At 61.1% G+C, this 22,799-nt stretch carries 21 protein-coding genes; 9 read left to right on the top strand and 12 right to left on the bottom strand.

The window, feature by feature from the left end; translation table 11 throughout:
- Nucleotides 1-71 precede the first annotated feature (71 nt).
- From dbpA to yccS, 3 genes are all read left to right on the top strand, one after another.
- Nucleotides 72-1,409 (top strand): ATP-dependent RNA helicase DbpA, encoded by a 1,338-nt coding sequence (gene dbpA / locus ACZ9H3_RS17625; protein WP_476222791.1) that lies wholly within the window; start codon nt 72-74, stop codon nt 1,407-1,409.
- Between the two features lie 97 nt (nt 1,410-1,506).
- On the top strand, nt 1,507-2,685 hold the full coding sequence (locus tag ACZ9H3_RS17620) for a BaiN/RdsA family NAD(P)/FAD-dependent oxidoreductase (protein ID WP_065760293.1): 1,179 nt from the start codon (nt 1,507-1,509) through the stop codon (nt 2,683-2,685).
- 118 nt (nt 2,686-2,803) lie between these two features.
- Nucleotides 2,804-4,984, top strand: a complete 2,181-nt coding sequence (gene yccS / locus ACZ9H3_RS17615; protein WP_476221738.1) for a YccS family putative transporter — start codon at nt 2,804-2,806, stop codon at nt 4,982-4,984.
- Here yccS and ACZ9H3_RS17610 read toward each other — a convergent pair whose 3' ends face one another.
- Nucleotides 4,985-5,725 (bottom strand): substrate-binding periplasmic protein, encoded by a 741-nt coding sequence (locus ACZ9H3_RS17610; RefSeq protein WP_476221736.1) that lies wholly within the window; start codon nt 5,723-5,725, stop codon nt 4,985-4,987.
- Between the two features lie 247 nt (nt 5,726-5,972).
- On the opposite strand from ACZ9H3_RS17610, the gene ACZ9H3_RS17605 reads away from it, so the two are divergent.
- Entirely contained in the window at nt 5,973-6,422 is a 450-nt protein-coding gene (locus ACZ9H3_RS17605; protein WP_330522276.1) for a GNAT family N-acetyltransferase, read from the top strand.
- 45 nt (nt 6,423-6,467) lie between these two features.
- On the opposite strand, the gene ACZ9H3_RS17600 is transcribed toward ACZ9H3_RS17605, so the two are convergent.
- From ACZ9H3_RS17600 to tkt, 9 genes are all read right to left on the bottom strand, one after another.
- A complete protein-coding gene (locus ACZ9H3_RS17600; RefSeq protein ID WP_065760289.1) occupies nt 6,468-6,764 on the bottom strand; it encodes a winged helix-turn-helix domain-containing protein in 297 nt (98 codons plus the stop codon).
- A gap of 17 nt (nt 6,765-6,781) precedes the next feature.
- Nucleotides 6,782-7,282 carry a YgjP-like metallopeptidase domain-containing protein gene (locus tag ACZ9H3_RS17595; RefSeq protein WP_476221733.1) on the bottom strand — a complete coding sequence of 167 codons (501 nt, stop codon included), beginning with the start codon at nt 7,280-7,282 and terminating at the stop codon, nt 6,782-6,784.
- A gap of 37 nt (nt 7,283-7,319) precedes the next feature.
- The gene (locus ACZ9H3_RS17590; RefSeq protein ID WP_476221731.1) at nt 7,320-9,440 is read right to left on the bottom strand and encodes a putative bifunctional diguanylate cyclase/phosphodiesterase; all 2,121 of its coding nucleotides are present in this window, start codon (nt 9,438-9,440) and stop codon (nt 7,320-7,322) included.
- Between the two features lie 215 nt (nt 9,441-9,655).
- On the bottom strand, nt 9,656-10,720 hold the full coding sequence (gene fba, locus ACZ9H3_RS17585; protein WP_065760286.1) for a class II fructose-bisphosphate aldolase: 1,065 nt from the start codon (nt 10,718-10,720) through the stop codon (nt 9,656-9,658).
- A gap of 100 nt (nt 10,721-10,820) precedes the next feature.
- Nucleotides 10,821-11,141, bottom strand: coding sequence for an MliC family protein (locus ACZ9H3_RS17580; RefSeq protein WP_476221729.1), 321 nt, complete (start codon nt 11,139-11,141; stop codon nt 10,821-10,823).
- A 57-nt stretch (nt 11,142-11,198) separates the two neighbouring features.
- Complete coding sequence (locus ACZ9H3_RS17575; RefSeq protein WP_065760284.1) at nt 11,199-11,417, bottom strand: hypothetical protein; 219 nt, start codon at nt 11,415-11,417, stop codon at nt 11,199-11,201.
- Between the two features lie 32 nt (nt 11,418-11,449).
- Nucleotides 11,450-12,613 (bottom strand): phosphoglycerate kinase, encoded by a 1,164-nt coding sequence (locus tag ACZ9H3_RS17570; protein WP_065760283.1) that lies wholly within the window; start codon nt 12,611-12,613, stop codon nt 11,450-11,452.
- 12 nt (nt 12,614-12,625) lie between these two features.
- Entirely contained in the window at nt 12,626-13,693 is a 1,068-nt protein-coding gene (epd, locus tag ACZ9H3_RS17565; RefSeq protein WP_476221726.1) for an erythrose-4-phosphate dehydrogenase, read from the bottom strand.
- Nucleotides 13,694-13,847: 154 nt separating this feature from the next.
- Entirely contained in the window at nt 13,848-15,845 is a 1,998-nt protein-coding gene (tkt, locus tag ACZ9H3_RS17560; RefSeq protein WP_099773384.1) for a transketolase, read from the bottom strand.
- A 259-nt stretch (nt 15,846-16,104) separates the two neighbouring features.
- On the opposite strand from tkt, the gene ACZ9H3_RS17555 reads away from it, so the two are divergent.
- The 4 genes from ACZ9H3_RS17555 (at nt 16,105) to ACZ9H3_RS17540 (ending at nt 20,592) form a co-directional block, all read left to right on the top strand.
- Entirely contained in the window at nt 16,105-17,100 is a 996-nt protein-coding gene (locus tag ACZ9H3_RS17555) for an ArsR/SmtB family transcription factor (RefSeq protein WP_065760280.1), read from the top strand.
- A gap of 20 nt (nt 17,101-17,120) precedes the next feature.
- Nucleotides 17,121-18,311 carry a methionine adenosyltransferase gene (gene metK, locus ACZ9H3_RS17550; RefSeq protein WP_065760279.1) on the top strand — a complete coding sequence of 397 codons (1,191 nt, stop codon included), beginning with the start codon at nt 17,121-17,123 and terminating at the stop codon, nt 18,309-18,311.
- A gap of 150 nt (nt 18,312-18,461) precedes the next feature.
- Complete coding sequence (ligB, locus tag ACZ9H3_RS17545) at nt 18,462-20,138, top strand: NAD-dependent DNA ligase LigB (protein WP_476221723.1); 1,677 nt, start codon at nt 18,462-18,464, stop codon at nt 20,136-20,138.
- Between the two features lie 58 nt (nt 20,139-20,196).
- Nucleotides 20,197-20,592, top strand: a complete 396-nt coding sequence (locus ACZ9H3_RS17540) for a DUF1090 domain-containing protein (RefSeq protein ID WP_099773382.1) — start codon at nt 20,197-20,199, stop codon at nt 20,590-20,592.
- 67 nt (nt 20,593-20,659) lie between these two features.
- On the opposite strand, the gene ACZ9H3_RS17535 is transcribed toward ACZ9H3_RS17540, so the two are convergent.
- A complete protein-coding gene (locus ACZ9H3_RS17535; protein WP_102052704.1) occupies nt 20,660-21,109 on the bottom strand; it encodes a c-type cytochrome in 450 nt (149 codons plus the stop codon).
- Between the two features lie 125 nt (nt 21,110-21,234).
- Here ACZ9H3_RS17535 and mltA point away from each other — a divergent pair, with 125 nt between their 5' ends.
- The gene (mltA, locus tag ACZ9H3_RS17530; protein WP_476221721.1) at nt 21,235-22,383 is read left to right on the top strand and encodes a murein transglycosylase A; all 1,149 of its coding nucleotides are present in this window, start codon (nt 21,235-21,237) and stop codon (nt 22,381-22,383) included.
- A 7-nt stretch (nt 22,384-22,390) separates the two neighbouring features.
- Here the strand turns inward: mltA and ACZ9H3_RS17525 are convergent, their stop codons facing one another.
- The gene (locus ACZ9H3_RS17525) at nt 22,391-22,777 is read right to left on the bottom strand and encodes an MAPEG family protein (RefSeq protein ID WP_065760274.1); all 387 of its coding nucleotides are present in this window, start codon (nt 22,775-22,777) and stop codon (nt 22,391-22,393) included.
- Between the last annotated feature and the right edge of the window lie 22 nt (nt 22,778-22,799).

Genomic DNA, 22,799 nt, shown 5'->3' with positions numbered 1-22,799 from the left:
ATTTTGTTTTGCAGGCCCGCCTCGTGACCACCATTGCCACCGCCTTCGATACCCTGCCGCTGTCCAGCGCCATGCTGGCCAACCTGAACGCCCTCGGCTACGCCCAGATGACCCCGATTCAGGCCCAGAGCCTGCCGGTGATTCTCAAGGGCATGGACCTGATCGCCCAGGCCAAGACCGGCAGCGGCAAGACCGCCGCTTTCGGCATCGGCCTGCTCAACCCGATCAACCCACGCTACTTCGGCTGCCAGGCCCTGGTGCTGTGCCCAACCCGTGAGCTGGCCGACCAGGTCGCCAAGGAACTGCGGCGGCTGGCCCGTGCCGAAGACAACATCAAGATCCTGACCCTCTGCGGCGGGGTTTCGCTCGGCCCGCAGATCGCCTCGCTGGAACACGGCGCGCACATCATCGTCGGTACCCCGGGGCGGATTCAGCAGCACCTGAGCAAAGGCACCCTGGTGCTCGACGGGCTCAACACCCTGGTACTCGATGAAGCAGACCGGATGCTCGACATGGGGTTCTACGACGCCATCGCCGACATCATCGGGCAAACGCCGAAACGCCGTCAGACCTTGCTGTTCTCGGCAACCTACCCGGCCGGCATCAAGCAACTGTCGGCAGCCTTCATGCGTGACCCGCAGCAGGTCAAGGTTGAAGCCCTGCACGCCGACAACCAGATCGAACAACGCTTCTACGAAATTGATCCGGAACAGCGCCTGGAAGCCGTAACCCGCGTACTCGGGCATTTCCGCCCACAGTCCTGCGTGGCGTTCTGCTTTACCAAACAGCAGTGCCAGGAAGTGGTGGAGCACCTGCAGGCCAAAGGCATCGTCGCCGCGGCCCTGCACGGCGACCTGGAACAGCGCGACCGCGATCAGGTCCTGACCCTGTTCGCCAACCGCAGCAGCTCGGTCCTGGTCGCCACCGATGTCGCCGCCCGCGGCCTGGACATCGACGCCCTGGACATGGTCATCAACGTCGAACTGGCCCGTGATGCCGAGATTCATGTACACCGCGTCGGCCGTACCGGACGCGCAGGCGAGAAAGGCCTGGCCGTAAGCCTGGTGGCGCCTGCCGAAGGTCATCGCGCCCAAGCGATCGAAGCCCTGCAAAAGGCGCCGCTGCGCTGGGAACAGCTCGACAGCCTCAAGCCCCAGAGCGGCGCCCCACTGCTGCCGGTCATGAGCACCCTGTGCATCGCTGCCGGCCGCAAGGACAAACTGCGTCCGGGCGACATTCTGGGTGCCCTGACCGGCGATGCCGGTTTGCCAGGCACTCAGGTCGGCAAGATCGCGATCTTCGACTTCCAGGCCTTTGTCGCAGTGGAACGCGCGGTCGCCAAACAGGCCTTGCAGCGCCTGAACAGCGGCAAGATCAAAGGGCGCTCGTTGCGCGTGCGGATCATCTGATCCCATTACCCGCCAAGCCGGCTCCCGCCCCTGCGGGAGCCGGCTTGGCTGGCGACAGGACGACACGGTTTCAGCTTTCTACCCCGAGGATTTTGCAGTGCGTTCCACCGAAGTCATCATCATCGGCGCAGGCGCCGCCGGCCTGATGTGCGCCCTGACCGCCGCCAAGCGTGGCCGCCAGGTTGTATTGCTCGACCACGCCAACAAACCGGGCAAGAAAATCCTGATGTCGGGTGGTGGGCGCTGCAATTTCACCAACATGTACACCGAGCCGAGCAATTTTCTCTCGCAGAACCCGCATTTCTGCAAATCCGCGCTGGCACGTTACACCCAGTGGGATTTTATCGAGATGGTCAGCAAGCATGGCGTGCCGTACCACGAGAAGAAACTCGGTCAGCTGTTCTGCGACCATAAATCCAGCGACATCCTCGACATGCTCCTGGCCGAGTGCGACGCCGCAGGCGCCGAACTGAACATGAACACCCGCATCGATCAGATCGAAAAACTCGAAAGCGGCTATTTGCTGGAAACCAGTGCAGGCAAGCTGCAATGCCAGTCGCTGGTGATCGCCACCGGCGGCTTGTCGATCCCGACGCTGGGGGCGACCGGCTTTGGTTATCAGGTGGCGCGTCAGTTCGGTCACAGCGTACTGCCGACCCGCGCAGGCCTGGTGCCCTTCACCATCACCGACCAGCTCAAGGCGCTCTGCACCGAGCTGTCCGGCACCTCGGTCGACTGTATCGCCAGCTGCAACGGCGTCAGCTTCCGCGAAAACCTGCTGTTCACCCACCGCGGCCTCAGCGGCCCGGCGATCCTGCAGATTTCCTCGTTCTGGGAAGCCGGTGATACGCTGGAAATCAACCTGCTGCCGGATCACGACGCGTTGACCTGGCTGCAACAGCAGCAAGCCGAACGCCCCAACAGCGAGCTGAAAACCCTGCTCGGTGAACTCTTCACCAAGAAAATGGCCAACCTGCTGGCCGAGCAGTGGTTCGTGTCCAAGCCAATGAAACAGTACACCCCGGCTGAACTGGCTCAGGTCGCGGAGAAACTCGGCGCCTGGCAACTGGTTCCCGCCGGTACTGAAGGCTACCGCACTGCCGAAGTGACCCTGGGCGGCGTCGACACCCGCGAGGTATCCTCCAAAACCATGGAGTCACTCAAGAGCCCTGGCCTGTATTTCATTGGCGAAGTGCTGGATGTCAGCGGCCACCTCGGTGGCTTCAACTTCCAGTGGGCGTGGGCTTCGGCCTACGCCGCCGCACAATTCGTCTAACCTTCGCGGTAGAATCGGCGCATCACGGAACAAATTTTGCTGGGACATTACCGCGACGGCAGCTTGCCGTCGCGACCCGCTCAATTTCGATCACTGCCCTGCAGGCCTGACTCCCGCCATGTCATCCACATCGTTGCGCCATTCACTGCGTCGCCTCTGGGCTCTGGATAAATTCAGCTACAGCATCCGGGTATCGATCGCCCTGACCGGAAGCATGGCGCTGTGTTGGTACCGGGACGAAATGGGCCTGCTGATCCCGCTGTTCCTCGGTATCATTGCCAGCGCCCTGGCAGAAACCGATGACAGCTGGCAAGGCCGACTCAACGCCCTGGCCGTTACCCTGGTCTGCTTTACCGTCGCCGCGCTGTCGGTAGAGATGCTGTTCCCTTACCCCATTGTGTTTGTCTGCGCCATGGCATTGGCGGCCTTCGGCCTGACCATGCTCGGCGCACTGGGCGAACGCTACGGCGCGATCGCCTCGGCGACGCTGATTCTCTCGGTGTACACCATGATCGGTGTCGACCAGCGCGGCGGCGAAGTCACCGACTTCTGGCACGAACCCTTGCTGCTGGTGGCCGGCGCTGCCTGGTACGGCCTGCTCTCGGTTCTCTGGCAGGCCCTGTTCTCCAACCAGCCCGTGCAGCAAAGCCTGGCCCGGCTGTTTCGCGAGCTGAGCCGCTACCTCAAGCTCAAGTCCACGTTGTTCGAGCCGATTCGTCAGCTGGATGTCGAAGCACGACGTCTTGAACTGGCACAACAGAACGGTCGGGTGGTGGCCGCGCTCAATGCCGCCAAGGAAATCATTCTGCACCGGGTCGGCAATGGTCGCCCTGGCTCTAAAGTCAGTCGCTACCTGAAACTGTACTTCCTCGCCCAGGACATCCACGAGCGCGCCAGCTCGTCGCACTACCCGTACAACGCATTGGCCGAGGCGTTCTTCCACAGCGATGTCCTGTTTCGCTGCCAACGCCTGTTGCGCCAACAGGGCGTGGCCTGCCAACAGCTTTCAGAATCGATCCAGCTGCGTCAGCCATTCACCTACGACACAGGCTTTGCCCAGGCCCAGGAAGACCTGCACGCCTCACTCGAGCACCTGCGCAGTCAAAACAACCCAGCCTGGCGCGGCCTGCTCCGTTCGCTTCGCGCCCTGGCGGCCAACCTGGCCACACTGGACCGCCTACTCAGCGACGCGAGCAACCCCGACAAACTGGCTGACAATAGTGACTCCAGCCTGCTCGACCGCTCGCCCCACAGCCTGGCGGATGTCTGGAATCGGCTACGCCAACAGCTGACGCCGACGTCATTGCTGTTTCGTCACGCGTTGCGCCTGCCGCTGGCACTGTCGATCGGTTATGGCATGGTGCACCTGATCCACCCCACACAAGGTTACTGGATCATCCTCACCACGTTGTTCGTCTGCCAGCCCAACTATGGCGCCACGCGACGCAAGCTGGTGCAGCGGATCATTGGAACGGGAATTGGCCTTACCGTTGGCTGGGCATTGTTCGACCTGTTCCCCAACCCACTGATCCAGTCGATGTTCGCGGTTGTCGCCGGCGTGGTGTTTTTCGTCTATCGAACCACCCGCTACACCCTGGCCACGGCAGCGATTACCCTGATGGTGCTGTTCTGTTTCAACCAGATCGGTGACGGCTACGGGCTGTTCTTGCCACGCCTGTTCGATACGTTGATTGGCAGCCTGATCGCCATCCTCGCAGTCTTCCTGTTCCTGCCAGACTGGCAGGGGCGGCGGTTGAACAAGGTGCTGGCCAATACCCTGAGTTGCAACAGCATTTACCTGCGCCAGATCCTCCAACAGTATGCCAACGGCAAGCGCGACGACCTGGCCTACCGCCTGGCGCGCCGCAACGCCCACAACGCCGATGCGGCGCTGTCGACCACCTTGGCCAACATGCTGATGGAGCCTGGGCATTTCCGAAAGGAGGCGGATGTCGGCTTTCGATTCCTGGTGTTGTCGCACACCCTGCTCAGCTACCTTTCAGGCCTCGGCGCCCATCGCGATAGCGTCCTGGCGGCCGAGGCACGTACCGAGCTGGTCGAAGGGGCCGGGGCACGCCTGGCAGACAGCCTCGATGAAATCGCCGTCGGCCTGTCGACCAAACTACCCGTCGCGATTCACAGCGATGACGAGGAAGCCCTCGCCAGCAGACTGGAACAGGTACCCGAGGAAATCGACGAAACCCAACGTCTGGTCCAAACCCAGCTGGCCTTGATCTGCCGCCAACTGGGCCCGCTGCGCACCTTGGCGGCGCATCTGATCAAAGAGTCTGCGGCCTGATCACAAACCGTACTGTTTGAGCAGGCGGGCATAGCTGCCATCGGCCTGCATCGCCACGATAGCCTGATCGAACGCGGCAACGATTTGCTGATGACGAGGGTTTTTCAGGCTGACCAGAATGTGCAGGCTGTTTTCACTGAGCGGCTTGCCGAAAAACTCAACGCTGTCGCGAACAGGCGCAGGTTCCTGCTTGAGAAAATGGCGAGCGACGTACTCGTCCTCAAGGGTCAAGCTTACCCGGCTTGCTGCCAGCATTCGCACCGCCACCGAAAAGCTGCGCACAGGGACCTTCTGCAAGCGGCTATCGGCATCGAAGCTGAGGGAGTATGCATAGTCACGAACGACTGCGATCGGATAGGGATACAAATCCGCCAGGGTCTGGAAGGTAATCGCTTCATCCTTGCGCTTGAGCAAGCGTATGCGGTTGGTCAGGTACCCGGCCGAAAATTCCCCGATCCGAGTACGAGAGTCGTTGTACCAGGCATTGACCAGGATGTCGTAACGGCCCTCGCCCACGCCCATCAATGCCCGCGCCCAAGGGGCCTGCTCAAATTCGCTTTCATAGCCGGCACGCTTGAGCGCTGTGGTAACAAGCGCCGTAGCCAGCCCGCCCCCTTCCAGGCTGGCATCGGTGAACGGAGGCCAGGCATCCGCCACAAGCCTGAGCTTGTCCGCTGCGATCAGGGGGGATGTTGCGCAAAGCATTCCAAGCAAAACCAAGACTCGAAGCAATACAGACATGCTCAAATCCTTTAGCGAGCACCCTGCCCGCGCCAATGTCCAACTGCCTGAAAATGCACCTAGTGCCAGAACTCTAGAAGGCGAATTCAGATTACACAAAGATGAAGGGCTCGGGCAGCAGAAATAATAGCTATTTGCCTGCACCGTTGATCGGGCGCACAACAGACACAATCCGCCGCAACTTCAGTCTCGTCGTGGGCACAGTGCTCTGCCATGATGAGTCATTGACATCAGGACGAGGCCTATCATGCCCATCGAATGGCTCTGCAAACACCACTCGGACCTTGGCAAGGAACAGCTCTACGCCATCCTCAAACTGCGCTCGGAAGTATTCGTCGTTGAACAGAAATGCCCCTATCTGGACATCGACGGGGAAGACCTGGCCAGTGACACCTGCCACTTGATGGCATGGCAGGACGACACGCTGGTGGCTTATCTGCGCCTGCTCGACCCCACGTCGCAGGGCGGTGACGTGGTGATCGGTCGGGTGCTGATCGCACCGCACGCACGCGCAAAAGGCCTGGGGCATGAACTGATGGAGCAAGGTTTGAAGCATGCCGAGCAGCTCTGGCCCGACGTGCCGGTGTACCTGTCAGCACAAGCACATCTGCAGGACTACTACGCCCGTCATGGCTTCAAGGTCGCAGGTGAGGCCTACCTGGAGGACGGTATTGCGCATGTCGGCATGCGCCGCTAGCCACTGACCTCCACGGCGCATGGCGCAGTCGCCTGCGCAGCGGTATCAGGGATAACCCAGCACCTCGCGGATCTGCCCCAGGTGCTGGAGGACCCACTGAGGATCAATCGCTCCCCAGTCACGAATACGGTAATGCCCGGCATGATTGCGCGCCCCAGCCTGCTGTTCGAACTCGCAGAGGATGTCCAGGTCACTCAACGCAGCAATCGTGTCCTGAGCGGTACGCCGTGGCATGCCAGTGGCCTCCATCAGGGCGGGAACGCTGCTGGCGGTCTGGCTGTCGATCAACCAGGCAACGTAAAGGCGGCGGTAGAAGCTGGTCTTGGTCTTGCTCACATCCATCGGCAAATCCTTGTCAGTCAGGCCTGGGCAGGCAACTCCCGCCAGGTCAGGTAAACACGCAGGTCAAACTCCAGTTGATGGTAGCCCGGCTGCATGTACTCACAGAGCTGATAGAAGGCCTTGTTGTGCTCGGCCTCCTTGAAGTGCGCCAGCTCATGCACCACGATCATGCGCAGAAACTGCGGGGCCGCCTCCTTGAACAACGAGGCAATACGTATCTCTTTCTTCGCCTTGAGTTTGCCACCCTGCACCCGCGACACCGCCGTGTGCAAACCCAGTGCCCGGTGGGTCAGGTCGAGCCGGTTGTCGAACAGGACCTTGTCCAGGTTCGGCGCATTGCGCAGGTACTCCTGCCTGATGGCCTGGGCATAGGCGTACAACGCCTTGTCGCTCTGCACCTGATGCCGCTCGCTATAGCGCTGCACCAGATAATCACCCAGGCGGTTGCTGGCGATCATCTGGCGCACCTGATCTTGCAGGTTGGCGGGGTAGGCTTGCAGGTACTTGAGGACGGTCATGGCTACAGCTGAATAGATAAAGACGCAGTGTAACCAACTACCGGTGCTGCCAGTCAAAAAACGCCGGAAAAGCCCCCGCATACTCGGTCGTCAATGGGTGCGCCACCAAAAAGCCCTGGACGTACTCACACCCATTGGCCTGAAGCCAGTCGGCCTGAGCACGTGACTCGACCCCCTCGGCAATCACGCTGATGCCGTACTGCCGGCACAACTCAATGACGGCGCGAACCAGTACTGCATCCATCGTCGACTCGGGCAGCCTGGCGACCAGATGACGGTCGAGTTTAAGGGTGTCTATCGGCAAATCGCGCAGCATGCGCAATGAACAGTCGCCAGCGCCAAAGTCGTCCAGCGCCACCCGCACCCCCAATTGACGCAGGCGCTGCAATTGCTTGAGCGCGATATCGTTACTGAAATTCAACGAGGTTTCAGCAACCTCGACCTCCAACTGCGCCGGTATCAGGCCATGGCCCTGAATGACCCGCCCGAGCTCTTCGGCCAGGTTCGGCATCGAGAACTGGGCCCGACTCAGGCTGATACTCAACACAACCTCAGCCCCCAGCACATTCCCCCAGGCCTTGCGCTGCGCGGCACCCTGCTGATAGATCCAACTGGCCAGCCGGGTAATCAGCCGCGCCTCCTCCAGCAACGGAATGAACAACCCTGGCGGCACATCGCCAACACTTGGGTGCTGCCAGCGCAACAGCGCCTCGAAGCCTCGCAAGCGGCCATCGGCAAATGCAACCTGCGGCTGATAGACCAGGTTGAAATCGTGGTTCTCGATAGCATCACGCACGCTGTCTTCGAGCATCAAGCGCGAACGTGCACGCCCATTGAGCTCCTGATCGTAATAGCGGTACTGCTGACGACCTGCCTGTTTCGCCGCGTACATGGCCGCATCGGCGGCACGCAGCAGCCCGGCAAGGCCTGTGTCGCAATCAGGACACGTGGCAATGCCAATGCTGACGCCCAAGGTGACTTCCATGCCATCAATCAGTTGGCAGATCGACATCCGTTCGATCAGCCTTTCCGCGAAACGAGCCGCCTGCTCCGGGTAGTCCAGCGCATCAAGCAGGGCGGTAAACTCATCACCGCCCATGCGCCCGAGGATCGCATGCGCCCCCAGGCAATCCTTCAATTGCTCGGCCACCCAATGCAACACCCGGTCGCCGGCTTCATGACCCAGCGTATCGTTGACGCGCTTGAAGCCATCCAGGTCCAGGTACATCAGGGCCTGCGCCTTTTGGGAATGCTCACTGCGCATCAACACGCTTTCCGCCGCCTGACAGAACCCCCGGCGATTGAGCAAGCCGGTCAACGGATCGGTGACCGCTTGATGTTCAAGCTGCTGATGCAGGCTGCGCACCACTGACATGTCCAGCACCGTCACAACCATCGCCTGCTGCTCGCCAGGCAGTGGCGCGCAGGACAATGCCACCGGCAGCAACTGGCCGGTTCCGGTACGCAGCACAGCATCATGCAGGCGGTAGATTTCACGGCTCTGGTAAGCCTGGTAGAACGCTGAGTCGCGCCACAGGGTAGCCTCTGGCGTCTGCAGGAAGGTCAGCAGACCCACACCTTGCAAACGCTCGACGGGCGTTTCAAGCAAGCGTGAAATCGCCGGATTCGCAAACTCGATAAGGCCATTCTCGGCCACGACCAGAATGCCTTCAGCGGCATTTTCAAGCACCGACGCATTGAAAGCGCGCGCCGTCTCCAGATCGCGACTCAGGCGCTGCAGCTCACGGCGATTGCGCTGCTGTTCAAGCAGTGCCTGCACCTTGGGCTTGAGTATTTGCGGGTCAAAAGGCTTGAACAGGTAATCAACAGCCCCGCTGGCATAGCCTTTGAGCACAGCCGCCTGGGACTGCTCATTGGCTGTCAGGAAAATAATCGGGGTCATGCGTGTACGCTGGCTGCCACGCATCAGGCGGGCCACTTCGAATCCATCCATCTCCGGCATTTGCACATCAAGCAGTACGAGGTCCACTTCATGCTCGAGCAGCGCGCTCAGCGCTTCTCTCCCGGAGCTTGCCGTCAGTACCTGCCAGTCTCGCCGGGCCAACAGCGCCCGCATGCTGATCAGGTTTTCAGGGTAATCATCAACGACCAGCAACACCGAGTTGCCGTTTTGATGCTGAGTATGCGCGCAATCCATGCTGCTTCTCTTTATGAGACCGATCTCTACTTCGGCTGAAATCTGAACCTAACTCTAGTCGTGGCAGCCATAAATCTGAAGCCAGCATCCCGTGATCACGTAATGAAACGGACACTCACCGACTAACGGTCTGTCCGAACGAGCCAACACGCTCCTGTGCTTGGCTCGCAAAAACAAAAAACCCGCATCGCTGCGGGCTTTCCGGGTTACCAGGTTTAGTTGACCTTGGCAGCCAGCTCACCTTTGGCATAACGCTGGAACATGCCTTCCAGGGAGATCGGCTTGATCTTCGAGGCATTACCGGCAGTACCGAAGGCTTCGTAGCGGGCGATGCAGACGTCACGCATGGCCTTGACGGTTTCGGCGAAGAACTTGCGTGGGTCGAACTCGCTTGGGTTCATCGCCATGTGACGGCGCATTGCACCGGTAGAGGCCAGACGCAAGTCAGTATCGATGTTGACCTTGCGCACACCGTACTTGATGCCTTCGACGATTTCTTCAACCGGCACGCCGTAGGTCTCTTTGATCTCACCACCGTACTGGTTGATGATCGCCAGCCACTCTTGCGGAACCGAAGAAGAACCGTGCATCACCAGGTGGGTGTTAGGAATGCGCTTGTGGATTTCCTTGATACGCTCGATTGCCAGGATGTCACCGGTTGGTGGCTTGGTGAACTTGTAGGCGCCGTGGCTGGTGCCGATGGCAATGGCCAGGGCATCGACCTGAGTCTTCTTGACGAAGTCTGCCGCTTCTTCAGGGTCGGTCAGCATCTGGCTGTGATCCAGCACGCCTTCTGCACCAATGCCGTCTTCTTCGCCGGCCATACCGGTTTCCAGCGAGCCCAGGCAGCCCAGCTCACCTTCTACGGAAACGCCACAGGCGTGAGCCAAGGCCACGGTCTGCTGAGTAACGCGAACGTTGTACTCGTAGTCGGTTGGCGTCTTGCCGTCTTCACCCAGCGAGCCGTCCATCATGACCGAGCTGAAACCCAGCTGAATCGAACGCTGGCAGACATCCGGGCTGGTGCCGTGGTCCTGGTGCATGCACACCGGGATATGCGGGAATTCTTCGATTGCGGCCAGGATCAGGTGACGCAGGAATGGGGCGCCAGCGTATTTACGGGCACCGGCCGAGGCCTGGACGATCACCGGAGAGTCGGTCTTGTCGGCCGCTTCCATGATGGCGCGCATTTGCTCAAGGTTGTTGACGTTGAAAGCTGGAACGCCGTAGCCAAATTCAGCGGCGTGGTCCAGCATCTGGCGCATGCTAATGAGTGCCATGTTATGTGTCTCTCCCGACGAGGGTCGTTAATCGTGCAAGCCTGCCGTAGCGGCGGCTGCTATTCAAGTAGTGTGGACCAGCGCACGCTGGCCCGGCCAGTCACGGTGCCTTGCAGCCCCGTCCTATCAAATCGTTAGTTGCTACCCAGTACACCAGGCCTTCGTTACCTTGGGTGTGGAAGGCCAATACACCATCGCTGTACAGCGCTCCGGAAGCCCCCGGCTCAGGCTTGAGCCGATAGACCCGGTCGCCGCCGCCCAGTCGAACATCCATGGACTGCTGGTGGCTATCGGCAAAGCGCCAGAACACTTCTGCCTGACTGTCGCACACCCAGCGTGTCCAGTTACCCGCAACCGGCTGAGGATTGCTCACGCAGCCTGCCAGTGTCGCCAAGCCTATCAGGGCCAGAACGCGTTTCATCACATGTCCTCTAAGACCACAACACGGTCAGCGGGTTGCATTGAATCACTGAATCACTCAAGGGCAACCATGCGCCTGACGCTGATGTTCGTCGTCATACTTTTCCAGGCCATCCGGGCCAAGCCTTTTACTGATGACCGGCGCGGTTTCGGCCTGCCATTCAGACTGGTAGCAGCCGCCCTTCGACACACCCGCCTGGTTCGCCTCAGGCGCGGCCGTGCTGGAGCAGCCACTCAGCACTGCCGCCAGGATCACCACAGGCAATAGTTTGACCATCAGGCTGCTCCCTTTGCCAGGCACTGAACGATTCAGGCCTTGGCCCGCTGTTCCAGCATGTCGACCGCCGGCAAGACCTTGCCCTCGACGAATTCGAGGAAGGCGCCACCGCCAGTAGAAATGTAGGAGATATCAGCACCGACACCATACTTGTCGATAGCGGCCAGGGTGTCGCCACCACCGGCAATGGAGAACGCTTCGCTCTGGGCGATGGCGTGCGCCAGTACCTTGGTGCCATTACCGAACTGGTCGAACTCGAAGACGCCAACCGGACCGTTCCAGAGAATGGTCTTGGAGGACTTCAGCAGCTCGGCAAAGTGCTCGGCGGTTTTCGGCCCGATATCGAGGATCATGTCGTCATCGGCAACGTCAGCAACGGCCTTGACGGTGGCAGCAGCGCTTTCGGCAAATTCCTTGGCAACCACCACATCCACCGGCAGCGGCACGCTGACCTTGGCCGCAATGGCTTTGGCGGTTTCAACCAGATCAGGTTCGTACAGCGACTTGCCGACCTTGTAGCCCGCTGCCGCCAGGAAGGTGTTGGCGATGCCACCACCGACGATCAGTTGATCGCAGATCTGGCTCAGGCTGTTCAGTACGTCCAGCTTGGTGGAAACCTTGGAGCCGGCAACGATGGCCGCCATTGGCTTGGCCGGGGCGCCCAGCGCCTTGCCCAGCGCGTCCAGCTCAGCGGCCAGCAGAGGGCCCGCCGCCGCGACCTTGGCGAACTTGGCAACGCCGTGGGTCGAACCCTCGGCGCGGTGAGCAGTACCGAACGCATCCATGACGAAGACGTCGCACAGGGCGGCGTACTTCTGGGCCAGTTCATCGGCGTTCTTCTTCTCACCTTTGTTGAAGCGCACGTTCTCGAACAGCACAACGTCACCGGCCTTGACCTCAACGCCATCGAGGTAATCGGCGATCAGCGGTACATCGCGACCCAGCGCCTTGCTGAGGTAGTCGGCAACCGGCTTAAGGCTGTTTTCGGCGGAAAATTCGCCTTCGCTCGGACGCCCCAGGTGAGAGCAAACCATCACGGCCGCACCCTTTTCCAAGGCCAGCTTGATGGTCGGCAGCGAAGCAAGGATACGCGCATCGCTGGCAACCACACCGTCCTTGACAGGAACGTTGAGGTCTTCGCGGATCAGTACGCGCTTACCGTGCAGATCGAGGTCGGTCATCTTCAAAACGGTCATGAATGCAGTCCTTCAGGGCTGTTTGCGAGTGGTGCAAGTGGGGTCGGCGACACGCAGGTAATGACCGGCGACGTCGAGCATACGGTTGGCGAAACCCCATTCGTTGTCGAACCAGGCCAACAGGTTCACCAGCCGGGGGCCGGAAACACGGGTCTGGCTGGCATCGACAATGGCCGAATGCGGGTCATGGTTAAAGTCGCAGCTGGCATGCGGCAATTCAGTGTAGGCCAGCAGGCCGTGCAGCGGGCCACTCAAGGCTGCTTCAAGGAGTACCTGATTGACCTGCGCGGCATCAGTGTCGCGCGAGGTCTGCAGGGTGATATCCAGGCACGAAACGTTCACCGTCGGCACCCGTACCGCTTTGGCCTGGATTCGACCGGCAAGTTCCGGCAACAGGCGCTCGATACCTCGCGCCAGGCCCGTGGAAACCGGAATCACGGACTGGAAGGCCGAACGCGTGCGGCGCAGGTCTTCGTGATGATAGGCATCAATGACGGGCTGATCGTTCATCGCCGAGTGAATGGTCGTGATCGACACATACTCAAGGCCAAAGGCCTCATCCAGCACCCGTAACAGCGGCACACCGCAGTTGGTGGTACAGGATGCGTTCGAGACCAGACGCTCATGCCCGGTCAGGCAGCCCTGGTTGATGCCATAGACGATGGTGGCGTCGACATCTGCCTCGCTCGCCATCGGCTGGGAAAACAGCACACGTGGCGCACCGGCATCCAGAAACCGTTGGCCATCGGCGCGGGTGTTATAGGCACCGGAGCACTCCAGCACCAGATCGATATCCAGTGCAGCCCAGTCGATACCTTCCGGGGTTGCACTGCGCAGTACTTTCACGCAGTCGCCGTTGATGTGCAGGCAATCGCCGTCGACCTTCACCTCACCGGGGAAACGTCCATGGGTGGAGTCAAAGCGCGTGAGGTACTCGAGGCTGGCCTGATCAGCCAGATCGTTCAAGGCGACGATCTCGAAACCGGCCTTCGACCCGCGCTCGAACAAAGCACGCAAGACACAACGACCAATACGGCCATAGCCGTTGAGTGCAACTCTATAAGGGCGCGGTTGGGACATAGAATGCTCACGGAACAGAAGCGTTATTCTGCAGCCTGTGGAAAACGCGGTGCGTTCAATCGCTGGCACGCCAGCGCCCACAGGAATCTCGATGCCCCTGTGGGCGCTGGTTTGCCGGCGAAACGCCGACACCAGCCCCCACAGGGCAACGCGATCAGTCTTCCAGCAGCTCTTCGGCGGTGCCCAGGATGTTCTCCAGGGTGAAGCCGAATTCTTCGAACAGGGCTGGCGCAGGGGCCGACTCGCCGAAGGTGGTCATACCGATGATGCGACCTTCCAGGCCCACGTACTTGTACCAGAAGTCCGCGTGAGCAGCTTCAATGGCGATACGTGCGCCAACTTCGACTGGCAGAACGGCTTGCTTGTAGCCAGCGTCCTGGGCGTCGAACACGGTGGTGCAAGGCATCGATACCACACGGACCTTGCGGCCCTGCTCGGTCAGTTTGTCGTAGGCCTGAACGGCCAGGCCCACTTCCGAACCGGTGGCGATCAGGATCAGCTCTGGCTCGCCAACGCTGTCCTTGAGCACATAACCGCCACGCGCGATATCCGCCACTTGAGCCGCATCGCGTGGCTGGTGTGGCAGGTTCTGACGCGAGAAGATCAGTGCCGAAGGGCCGTCGTTACGCTCAACGGCGAACTTCCAGGCCACCGCCGACTCGACCGCATCGGCCGGGCGCCAGGTGTCCAGGTTCGGCGTGCAGCGCAGGCTGGCCAGTTGCTCGATTGGCTGGTGGGTCGGGCCGTCTTCGCCCAGACCGATGGAGTCGTGGGTGAACACATACAGCACACGTTTCTTCATCAGCGCCGACATGCGCACAGCGTTGCGGGCGTATTCCATGAAGATCAGGAAGGTCGCGCCGTACGGCACGAAACCACCGTGCAGGGCCACGCCGTTCATGATGGCGCTCATGCCGAACTCACGTACGCCGTAGAACATGTAGTTGCCGCTGGCGTCTTCAGCGCTGACACCCTTGCAGCCTTTCCACAGGGTCAGGTTGGAGCCGGCCAGGTCAGCCGAACCGCCAAGGAATTCAGGCAGCAGCGGGCCGAAGGCATTCAGTGCGTTCTGGCTGGCCTTGCGGCTGGCGATGGTTTCGCCCTTGGCCGCAACGTCGGCGATGTAGGCAGCGGCTTTTTCCGAGAAATCGGCCGGCAGTTCACCGCTCAGGCGACGTTTCAGTTCGCTGGCCAGTTCAGGGAAGGCTGCGGCATAGGCGTCAAAACGAGCATTCCACTCGGCCTCAACAGCCTTGCCGGCTTCCTTGGCGTCCCATTCGGCGTAGATGTCGGCCGGGATTTCGAATGGACCGTGGTTCCAGTTCAGCTCTTTGCGCGCCAGGGCGATTTCGTCGTTACCCAGTGGAGCACCGTGGCAGTCTTCCTTGCCCTGCTTGTTCGGCGAACCGAAACCAATGATGGTCTTGCAGCAGATCAGGGTTGGCTTATCGCTCTTGCGAGCGGTCTCGATGGCGGTCTTGATCTCGTCGGCATCGTGACCGTTGACGTTGCGGATCACCTGCCAGTTGTAGGCTTCGAAACGCTTCGGCGTGTCATCCGTGAACCAGCCTTCGACTTCACCATCGATGGAGATGCCGTTGTCATCGTAGAAGGCAATCAGCTTGCCCAGGCCCAGGGTGCCGGCCAGGGAAGCGACCTCATGGGAAATACCTTCCATCATGCAGCCATCACCCAGGAATACGTAGGTGTGGTGGTCGACGACGTTGTGGCCTTCACGGTTGAACTGGGCGCCCAGCACCTTCTCGGCGATGGCAAAGCCCACGGCGTTGGCCAGGCCCTGACCGAGCGGGCCGGTGGTGGTCTCGACACCTGGGGTGTACCCATACTCCGGGTGGCCCGGGGTACGGCTGTGCAACTGACGGAAGTTCTTCAGGTCGTCGATCGACAGGTCGTAGCCGGTCAGGTGCAGCAGCGAGTAAATCAGCATCGAACCGTGGCCGTTCGACAGCACGAAGCGGTCGCGGTCGGCAAAAGCCGGGTTGCTCGGGTTGTGCTTCAGGTAGTCACGCCAAAGAACTTCGGCGATATCCGCCATGCCCATAGGGGCACCTGGGTGGCCGCTGTTGGCCTTTTGCACGGCATCCATGCTGAGGGCACGAATGGCGTTGGCACGCTCACGACGGCTGGGCATCGCTTATCTCCTGGGGCTTGAATAAGTAACGGGACAGAAAAAGGCGGCCATTTTCGCCCAGTCACAGGCTCGGGGGCAATGACGGATGGTCGCTGTCGGGTGATTTTCCTGTGATTGAGGTTGGTTTTGGCGAATCGCCCGGTCAAACAGCCGAATTTGTCGCCGGACATGCCTTTGCACAGCCCACTCATCGCGCAATATCAAAACTTTTTGATATTGCGCTTGCGACAGCGGAGGTCGCTGACTAGACTGCCGCCCCATGAACCTACGCGTGCCGTCAGTCCGCCATGAGCAAAGCGACGAGCTGGCGGCCCTGTGCAAGGCCGGCGGCGATCCGCTGCGCCTGAATGTGTTGCGTGCACTGGCCAACGATTCGTTTGGGGTACTGGAACTGGCGCAGATCTTCGCGATCGGCCAGTCCGGCATGAGCCACCACTTGAAGGTACTGGCTCAAGCCACACTGGTCGCCACGCGCCGTGAAGGCAATGCCATCTTCTACCGCCGCGCCCTGCCCGACAGCCTTCGCCTGGGTGGCAAGCTGCACGCAGCGCTGCTGGAAGAAGTGGACAGCCTGTCGTTGCCGGCCGAGGTGCAGGCACGGATGGCCCTCGTGCAACAACGCCGCGCGGCCACCAGCCAGGATTTTTTCCAGCGTGTAGAAGAAAAGTTTCGTGCCCAGCAGGACCTGATCGCTGGCCTCGCACAGTACCGCGAGAGCCTGCTGAGCCTGCTCGACAAGCTAAGCTTCGCCCCCGGCGCCAGCGCGCTTGAAGTCGGCCCGGGCGATGGCGAGTTCCTACCCGAACTGGCCAAGCGTTTCGAGCAGGTAACCGCCCTGGACAACAGCCCGACCATGCTCGAACTGGCGCGTCAGGTGTGCCAGCGCGAGCGTCTGGCTAACGTAAACCTGCAGTTGGCCGATGCACTCAGTGCAACGGATGTCGACGCCGACTGCGTGGTGCTGAACATGGTCTTGCACCACTTCAGTGCTCCGGCCGATGCCCTGCGGCAACTGGCCACCCGTGTCAAACCAGGCGGCAGCCTGTTGGTTACAGAGTTGTGCAGCCACGACCAGAGTTGGGCCAGAGAGGCCTGCGGTGATCTCTGGCTGGGCTTTGAGCAGGACGACCTGGCCCGCTGGGCCAATGCTGCGGGACTGGCTCCCGGGGACAGCCTCTATGTGGGCTTACGTAATGGTTTCCAGATTCAGGTCCGCCATTTTCAGCGACCGACTGGCGACACTCACCATCGGTAAATATTTAGGAACCCGTCGAGATGAGCGAATACTCCCTTTTCACGTCCGAGTCTGTGTCTGAAGGGCATCCGGACAAAATCGCCGACCAGATTTCGGACGCCGTACTGGACGCAATCATCGCCCAGGACAAATACGCCCGTGTCGCTTGCGAAACCATGGTGAAAACCGGCGTAGCGATCATTGCTGGCGAAGTCACCACATCGGCCTGGGTCGACCTCGAAGAAATCGTTCGTAAAGTCATCATCGACATCGGCTACAACAGCTCCGACGTCGGCTTCGACGGCGCCACCTGCGCTGTGATGAACATCATCGGCAAACAGTCCGTGGACATCGCCCAGGGCGTTGACCGCAGCAAGCCGGAAGACCAGGGCGCGGGCGACCAGGGCCTGATGTTCGGCTACGCCAGCAACGAAACCGACGTGCTGATGCCAGCACCGATCTGCTTCTCTCACCGTCTGGTCCAGCGCCAGGCCGAAGCCCGCAAATCCGGCCTGCTGCCATGGCTGCGTCCGGATGCCAAGTCGCAGGTCACCTGCCGTTACGAAGACGGCAAGGTCGTCGGTATCGACGCCGTCGTCCTGTCCACCCAGCACAACCCTGAAGTCTCCCACAAGGACCTGCAGGAAGCTGTGATGGAGCTGATCGTCAAGCACTCCCTGCCTGCCGAACTGCTGCACAAAGGCACCCAGTACCACATCAACCCGACCGGTAGCTTCATCATCGGCGGCCCGGTAGGCGACTGCGGCCTGACCGGTCGCAAGATCATCGTCGACACCTACGGCGGCATGGCCCGTCACGGTGGTGGCGCATTCTCCGGTAAAGACCCATCCAAGGTTGACCGTTCCGCCGCCTACGCCGGCCGCTACGTGGCCAAGAACATCGTCGCCGCAGGCCTGGCCGATCGCTGCGAAATTCAGGTTTCCTACGCGATTGGCGTCGCTCAGCCAACGTCGATCTCGCTGAACACCTTCGGCACCGGCAAAATCAGCGATGACAAGATCATCCAACTGGTTCGCGAGCATTTCGACCTGCGTCCTTACGCAATCACCACCATGCTCGACCTGCTGCACCCGATGTACCAGGAAACTGCAGCCTACGGTCACTTCGGCCGTACTCCGCAGCTGAAGACAGTCGGTGACGACACCTTCACCACCTTCACCTGGGAGCGCACTGACCGCGCCGACGCCCTGCGCGCCGCTGCCGGTCTGTAAGTACCCTGCGTCACCCCAAAGCCCCTGCCGGGTAACCGGCAGGGGCTTTTTTGTGCACCACGGATACACATGTACTGACAACTTCAAGCGCATTGGCCGCTGCAACTTTCCTAGGCTTTGTATTCCTCCCGCCGAGCAAGGATGCTCGCCATGCCTGCACTACTGTTTTCCTTTCTGCTGATGCTGCTCAGTAGCGGCACCCTTGAGGCCAGCACCTGCCCCGAGTGGTCGCAACCCGATGCTCGCCAAGCGATAGAGCACCTGCAACGCCGCCTCACCACCTGGGACGAGCAGTACCATGGCCAAGGCCGGTCAGAGGTCGCTGACGAACTGTATGACCAGAGCCGTGCACGACTGCAGCAGTGGCAGCGCTGCTTTGCCCTCGACACACCGGCCGCCAACCCGCTGAGCAGTGCAAGCGGCCCCATCGCGCATCCGGTCCCACACACAGGCCTGCACAAGTTGCCCGATGAATCCGCCGTGCGCACCTGGCTTATGGCAAAGGACGATGTATGGGTGCAGCCCAAAGTCGATGGCGTTGCAGCCACACTTATCTACCGCCAAGGCCGACTGGTACACCTCATCAGTCGCGGCGACGGCACCCACGGGCACGACTGGAGCCGGCACATCCCCGTACTCAGCGCTGTGAACCAGACACTGCCGGAGCCCGTCGACCTGCTGCTCCAGGGCGAGCTTTACTGGCAACTGGACAACCATGTGCAAGCCCATAGCGGCAGCCTGAATGCCCGAGCCGATGTCGCCGGGCGCCTGGCCCGCAAGCAACTCAGTGACGCGGACGGTGCGCGCATCGGTCTGTTCGCCTGGGGCTGGCCAGCAGGCCCACAGGATCCAGCCAAACGCCTGGCGCGCCTGACCGAACTGGGTTTCCCCCTGATCGGCGAGTACAGCCAGCCGATCAGCAGCGCCAGCCAAGCCGCGCACTGGCGCGAGCACTGGTATCGCACCCCGCTGCCCTTCGCCAGCGATGGCGTGGTGCTGCGCCAGGGCAGCCACCCGCCGCCCGAACGCTGGCAAGCTCACCCTCCCCACTGGACAGCCGCATGGAAGTACCCGCTTGCACAGGCGCTGGCGGAGGTGCGCGACGTGCAGTTCGGCATCGGTCGTACCGGACGCATCAACCCGATCATTCAGGTCGCTCCGGTGCAACTGGACGACCGAACGATACGTCAGGTGAGCGTTGGCTCCCTGCAGCGCTGGCAGCAACTGGACATCCGGCCCGGTGACCAGGTTGCCATCAGCCTGGCCGGCCTGACCATACCGAGGCTTGATGCGGTGGTGCACCGCAACCCACAACGCCAGCCACTTCAAGTACCCGACCCTGCGGCCTACCATCCGCTCAGTTGCTGGCAACCGACACCCGGCTGCCGGGCGCAGTTCCTGTCCCGACTGAACTGGCTAAGCGGCAAGCAAGGGCTGAACCTGACCGGTGTTGGCCAAGGCACCTGGGAGCGACTGACCGACAGCGGCCATGTCACCCACCTGGTTGATTGGCTAGCCCTGCCCGACAGCCAACTGCAACACATACCGGGGCTGGGTGAACGCAGCAGCAAACACTTGCAACAAAACTTCGCACAGGCTCGCCAGCAGCCGTTTTCCCGCTGGATCCGCGCCCTGGGCATACCCGCGCCCAGCCACCTCGACCTGGGTGACAACTGGCTGGAGCTGGCACAACGCGACACTGCGCGCTGGCAACAGGAAGCGGGTATCGGCCCGAGACGAGCAGCCCAACTGAGCGCATTCTTCCAGGCACCTGAACTGCAAATGCTGGCCGAACAACTGCGCCAGCATGCAATCGAGGGTTTCTAAATTTCTCGGTTCAGGGCAGCATCAACGCTTCTGCTGTCCCGCCCCCTATGGAGCCCCTATGAAACTGCTTTCACCTCTTGCCCTGTTCGCGGCCTGTAGCCTCATGGCTGCACCGCTGCTGGCCGCTGAAGAGCAACCCGGCCTTACAGGCTGCGCAGCCAAACGCCAGGCGATCAGCGAACAGATCGAGCAGGCTCGCGCCCACGGCAACAGCGAACAACAGGCCGGTCTGGAAAAGGCCCTGAGCGAAGTGACAGCCAACTGCACCGATACCAGCCTGCGCAAGGAACGGGAGAAAAAGGTCCTGGAGGCTCGACACGAGGTCGCCCAGCGCCAGAATGACCTTGAAAAAGCCATGAAAAAAGGCGACGCGGAGCGCATCAACAAGCGCAAGGACAAACTGGCAGAGTCGCGCAAGGAGTTGCAGCACGCGCTGGATGAACTGGAAAAGTGACCGCGGTGCATGCCGGCGTCACCTGCATCGCCGACCGGTCAGCGATGCAGTGCTTGCGCTCAACTGATCAGTGATTGCGAAACTCGGTATGGCATGCCTTGCAGGCCTGCTCGACCTTTTGCATCGGCGCCGCCAGCTCTGCAGGCGTCAGCGGCTGATGACGGGTAACCGCGACCAGTTCACCGGTGGCGGCCTCCATCTGCCGGGCAAGTTCCTGGAAGCGCGCCTGCTTCTGCCAGACGTCTTCACGTGCACTGGAGTCCTTTTCCTCGCGCACCTGTGGAAAATGCTTCCACGGTTCGTGCGTCAGGCCATCAAGCTTCAGCGCGCCGTCGGCAAATTTCTGGCTGTCGAACGCCAGCCGCCCACGCAACATGCCGCCCAGGTCTTCGCTGGTCTTGAGCATCTGCTTGAAGATCGCCTTGCGCTGGCCCAGCGGCGAATTCGGGTCGACACCGCCACAGGCGGTCAGGGTCATGCAGGCCAGCAGTACTACACAGAGTCGTTTGAACATCATGATCGCTTCGGCTCACAAAAAAGGCTGCCAGTATCCTCGCACGGCCCCCAAAGACCAATACCCTTATCAACACTAGGGGCTGCACGTGCTGCCCGGCACGCGGCAACCTCAGGAAATCGACACCCATGAAGATGACTTTCAGCCGCCTGAACTGGCTGCTACCCGTACTGGCCCTGCTGGCCGGTTGTAATGGCGGCAACCCGGAAAAACCCAAAACGCACGCAATAGCCACCTACACCAGTGCCACCTGGAAAGACCTGCCCCTGGTAAGCGACAGCGACCTGCTGGCGGGCTTCAACGCCTGGCGCAGCGCCTGCGAACGGCTCAAGAGCGATGCCACCTGGGCTGGCACCTGCAACGCTGCCGCAAACATCGCGGCAGAACCCGGTGCGGTTCGTACCTTTCTCCAGACCCGTCTGGACGTGTTCAGCCTGCGCTCGGCCGAAAACAGCGCCAACGGCCTGATCACCGGCTATTACGAGCCAGTCTACCCCGGCAGCCTGACACGCACCGACCACGCCGGCGTCCCGGTCTACGGCGTACCCGATGACCTGGTGGTCGTCGCGCTCGACAGCGTCTACCCGGAACTCAAGGGCAAACGCCTGCGCGGGCGCCTGGAAGGTCGCACCCTGAAACCCTATGACACCGCCGACACCATCCGTCGCCAAGGCGTGAACGCCCCCGTGTTGGCATGGCTGACCGATCCGATGGATCTGCAATTCCTGCAAATTCAGGGTTCAGGCCGTATTCAGCTGGACGATGGTCGCCAGTTGCGCATCGGCTACGCCGACCAGAACGGCCACCCCTATCGCCCTGTGGGTCGCTGGCTGGTCGAACAGGGCCAATTGAAAAAAGAAGAGGTGACCATGGGCACTATTCATAGCTGGGCCGAGGCTAACCCGACGCGGGTACCGGAACTGCTCGCAAGCAACCCAAGCTATGTGTTCTTCAGCGCCCGCCCGGACAGCAACGAAGGCCCGCGCGGCTCACTCAACGTACCCCTGACTGCCGGCTATAGCGTGGCCATCGACCGCAAGGTAATCCCGCTGGGCAGCCTGTTGTGGCTGTCGACCACGCGCCCGGACGGCGCGCCGGTAGTGCGCCCGGTCGCGGCGCAGGATACCGGCGGCGCGATCACCGGTGAAGTCCGTGCAGACCTGTTCTGGGGCACGGGCAGCGAAGCCGGCAAACTGGCCGGTGACATGAAGCAACAAGGCCAGATCTGGTTGCTCTGGCCAAAGGGTGCGGCATTGCCAGACGTGCCTCAGGCCTGAGGGTCGATCAGGCCGATACGACGAAAAACGCGGCAATCACACCCATGCCTAGCGCCCAGACCAACGAGCGCAACAGCGCCCAGTCCGCCAGGTAGCAGATGATGTAGAGCAGACGGCTGGTGATGAACATCACCGCCAGCACATCCTGCGTCACCTGCTCTGCGTTACCGACGACATCGGCAATGATCACTGCCGCGGCGAACGCCGGTGTCACCTCAAAGCTGTTCAACTGCGCGGCATGGGCGCGCCGGGCGAACCCTTCGAGCGTATCGAGAAACGCGCGCGGGTCGTGATTCTCGCGCAAGCCGAAACGACCACCGCCGAACTTCGCCACACCGGTACACAGATAAGGTAGGAACAGCGCGATCAGTACACACCAGAAAGCTACGGTCATGGCAGGGTCCTTTTTTGGTTTC

The sequence above is a fragment of the Pseudomonas sp. TE3910 genome, from assembly GCF_056279025.1.
The sequence above is the reverse complement of the archived record's forward strand: the minus strand, read 5'-3'. Positions and strand labels throughout refer to the sequence as shown.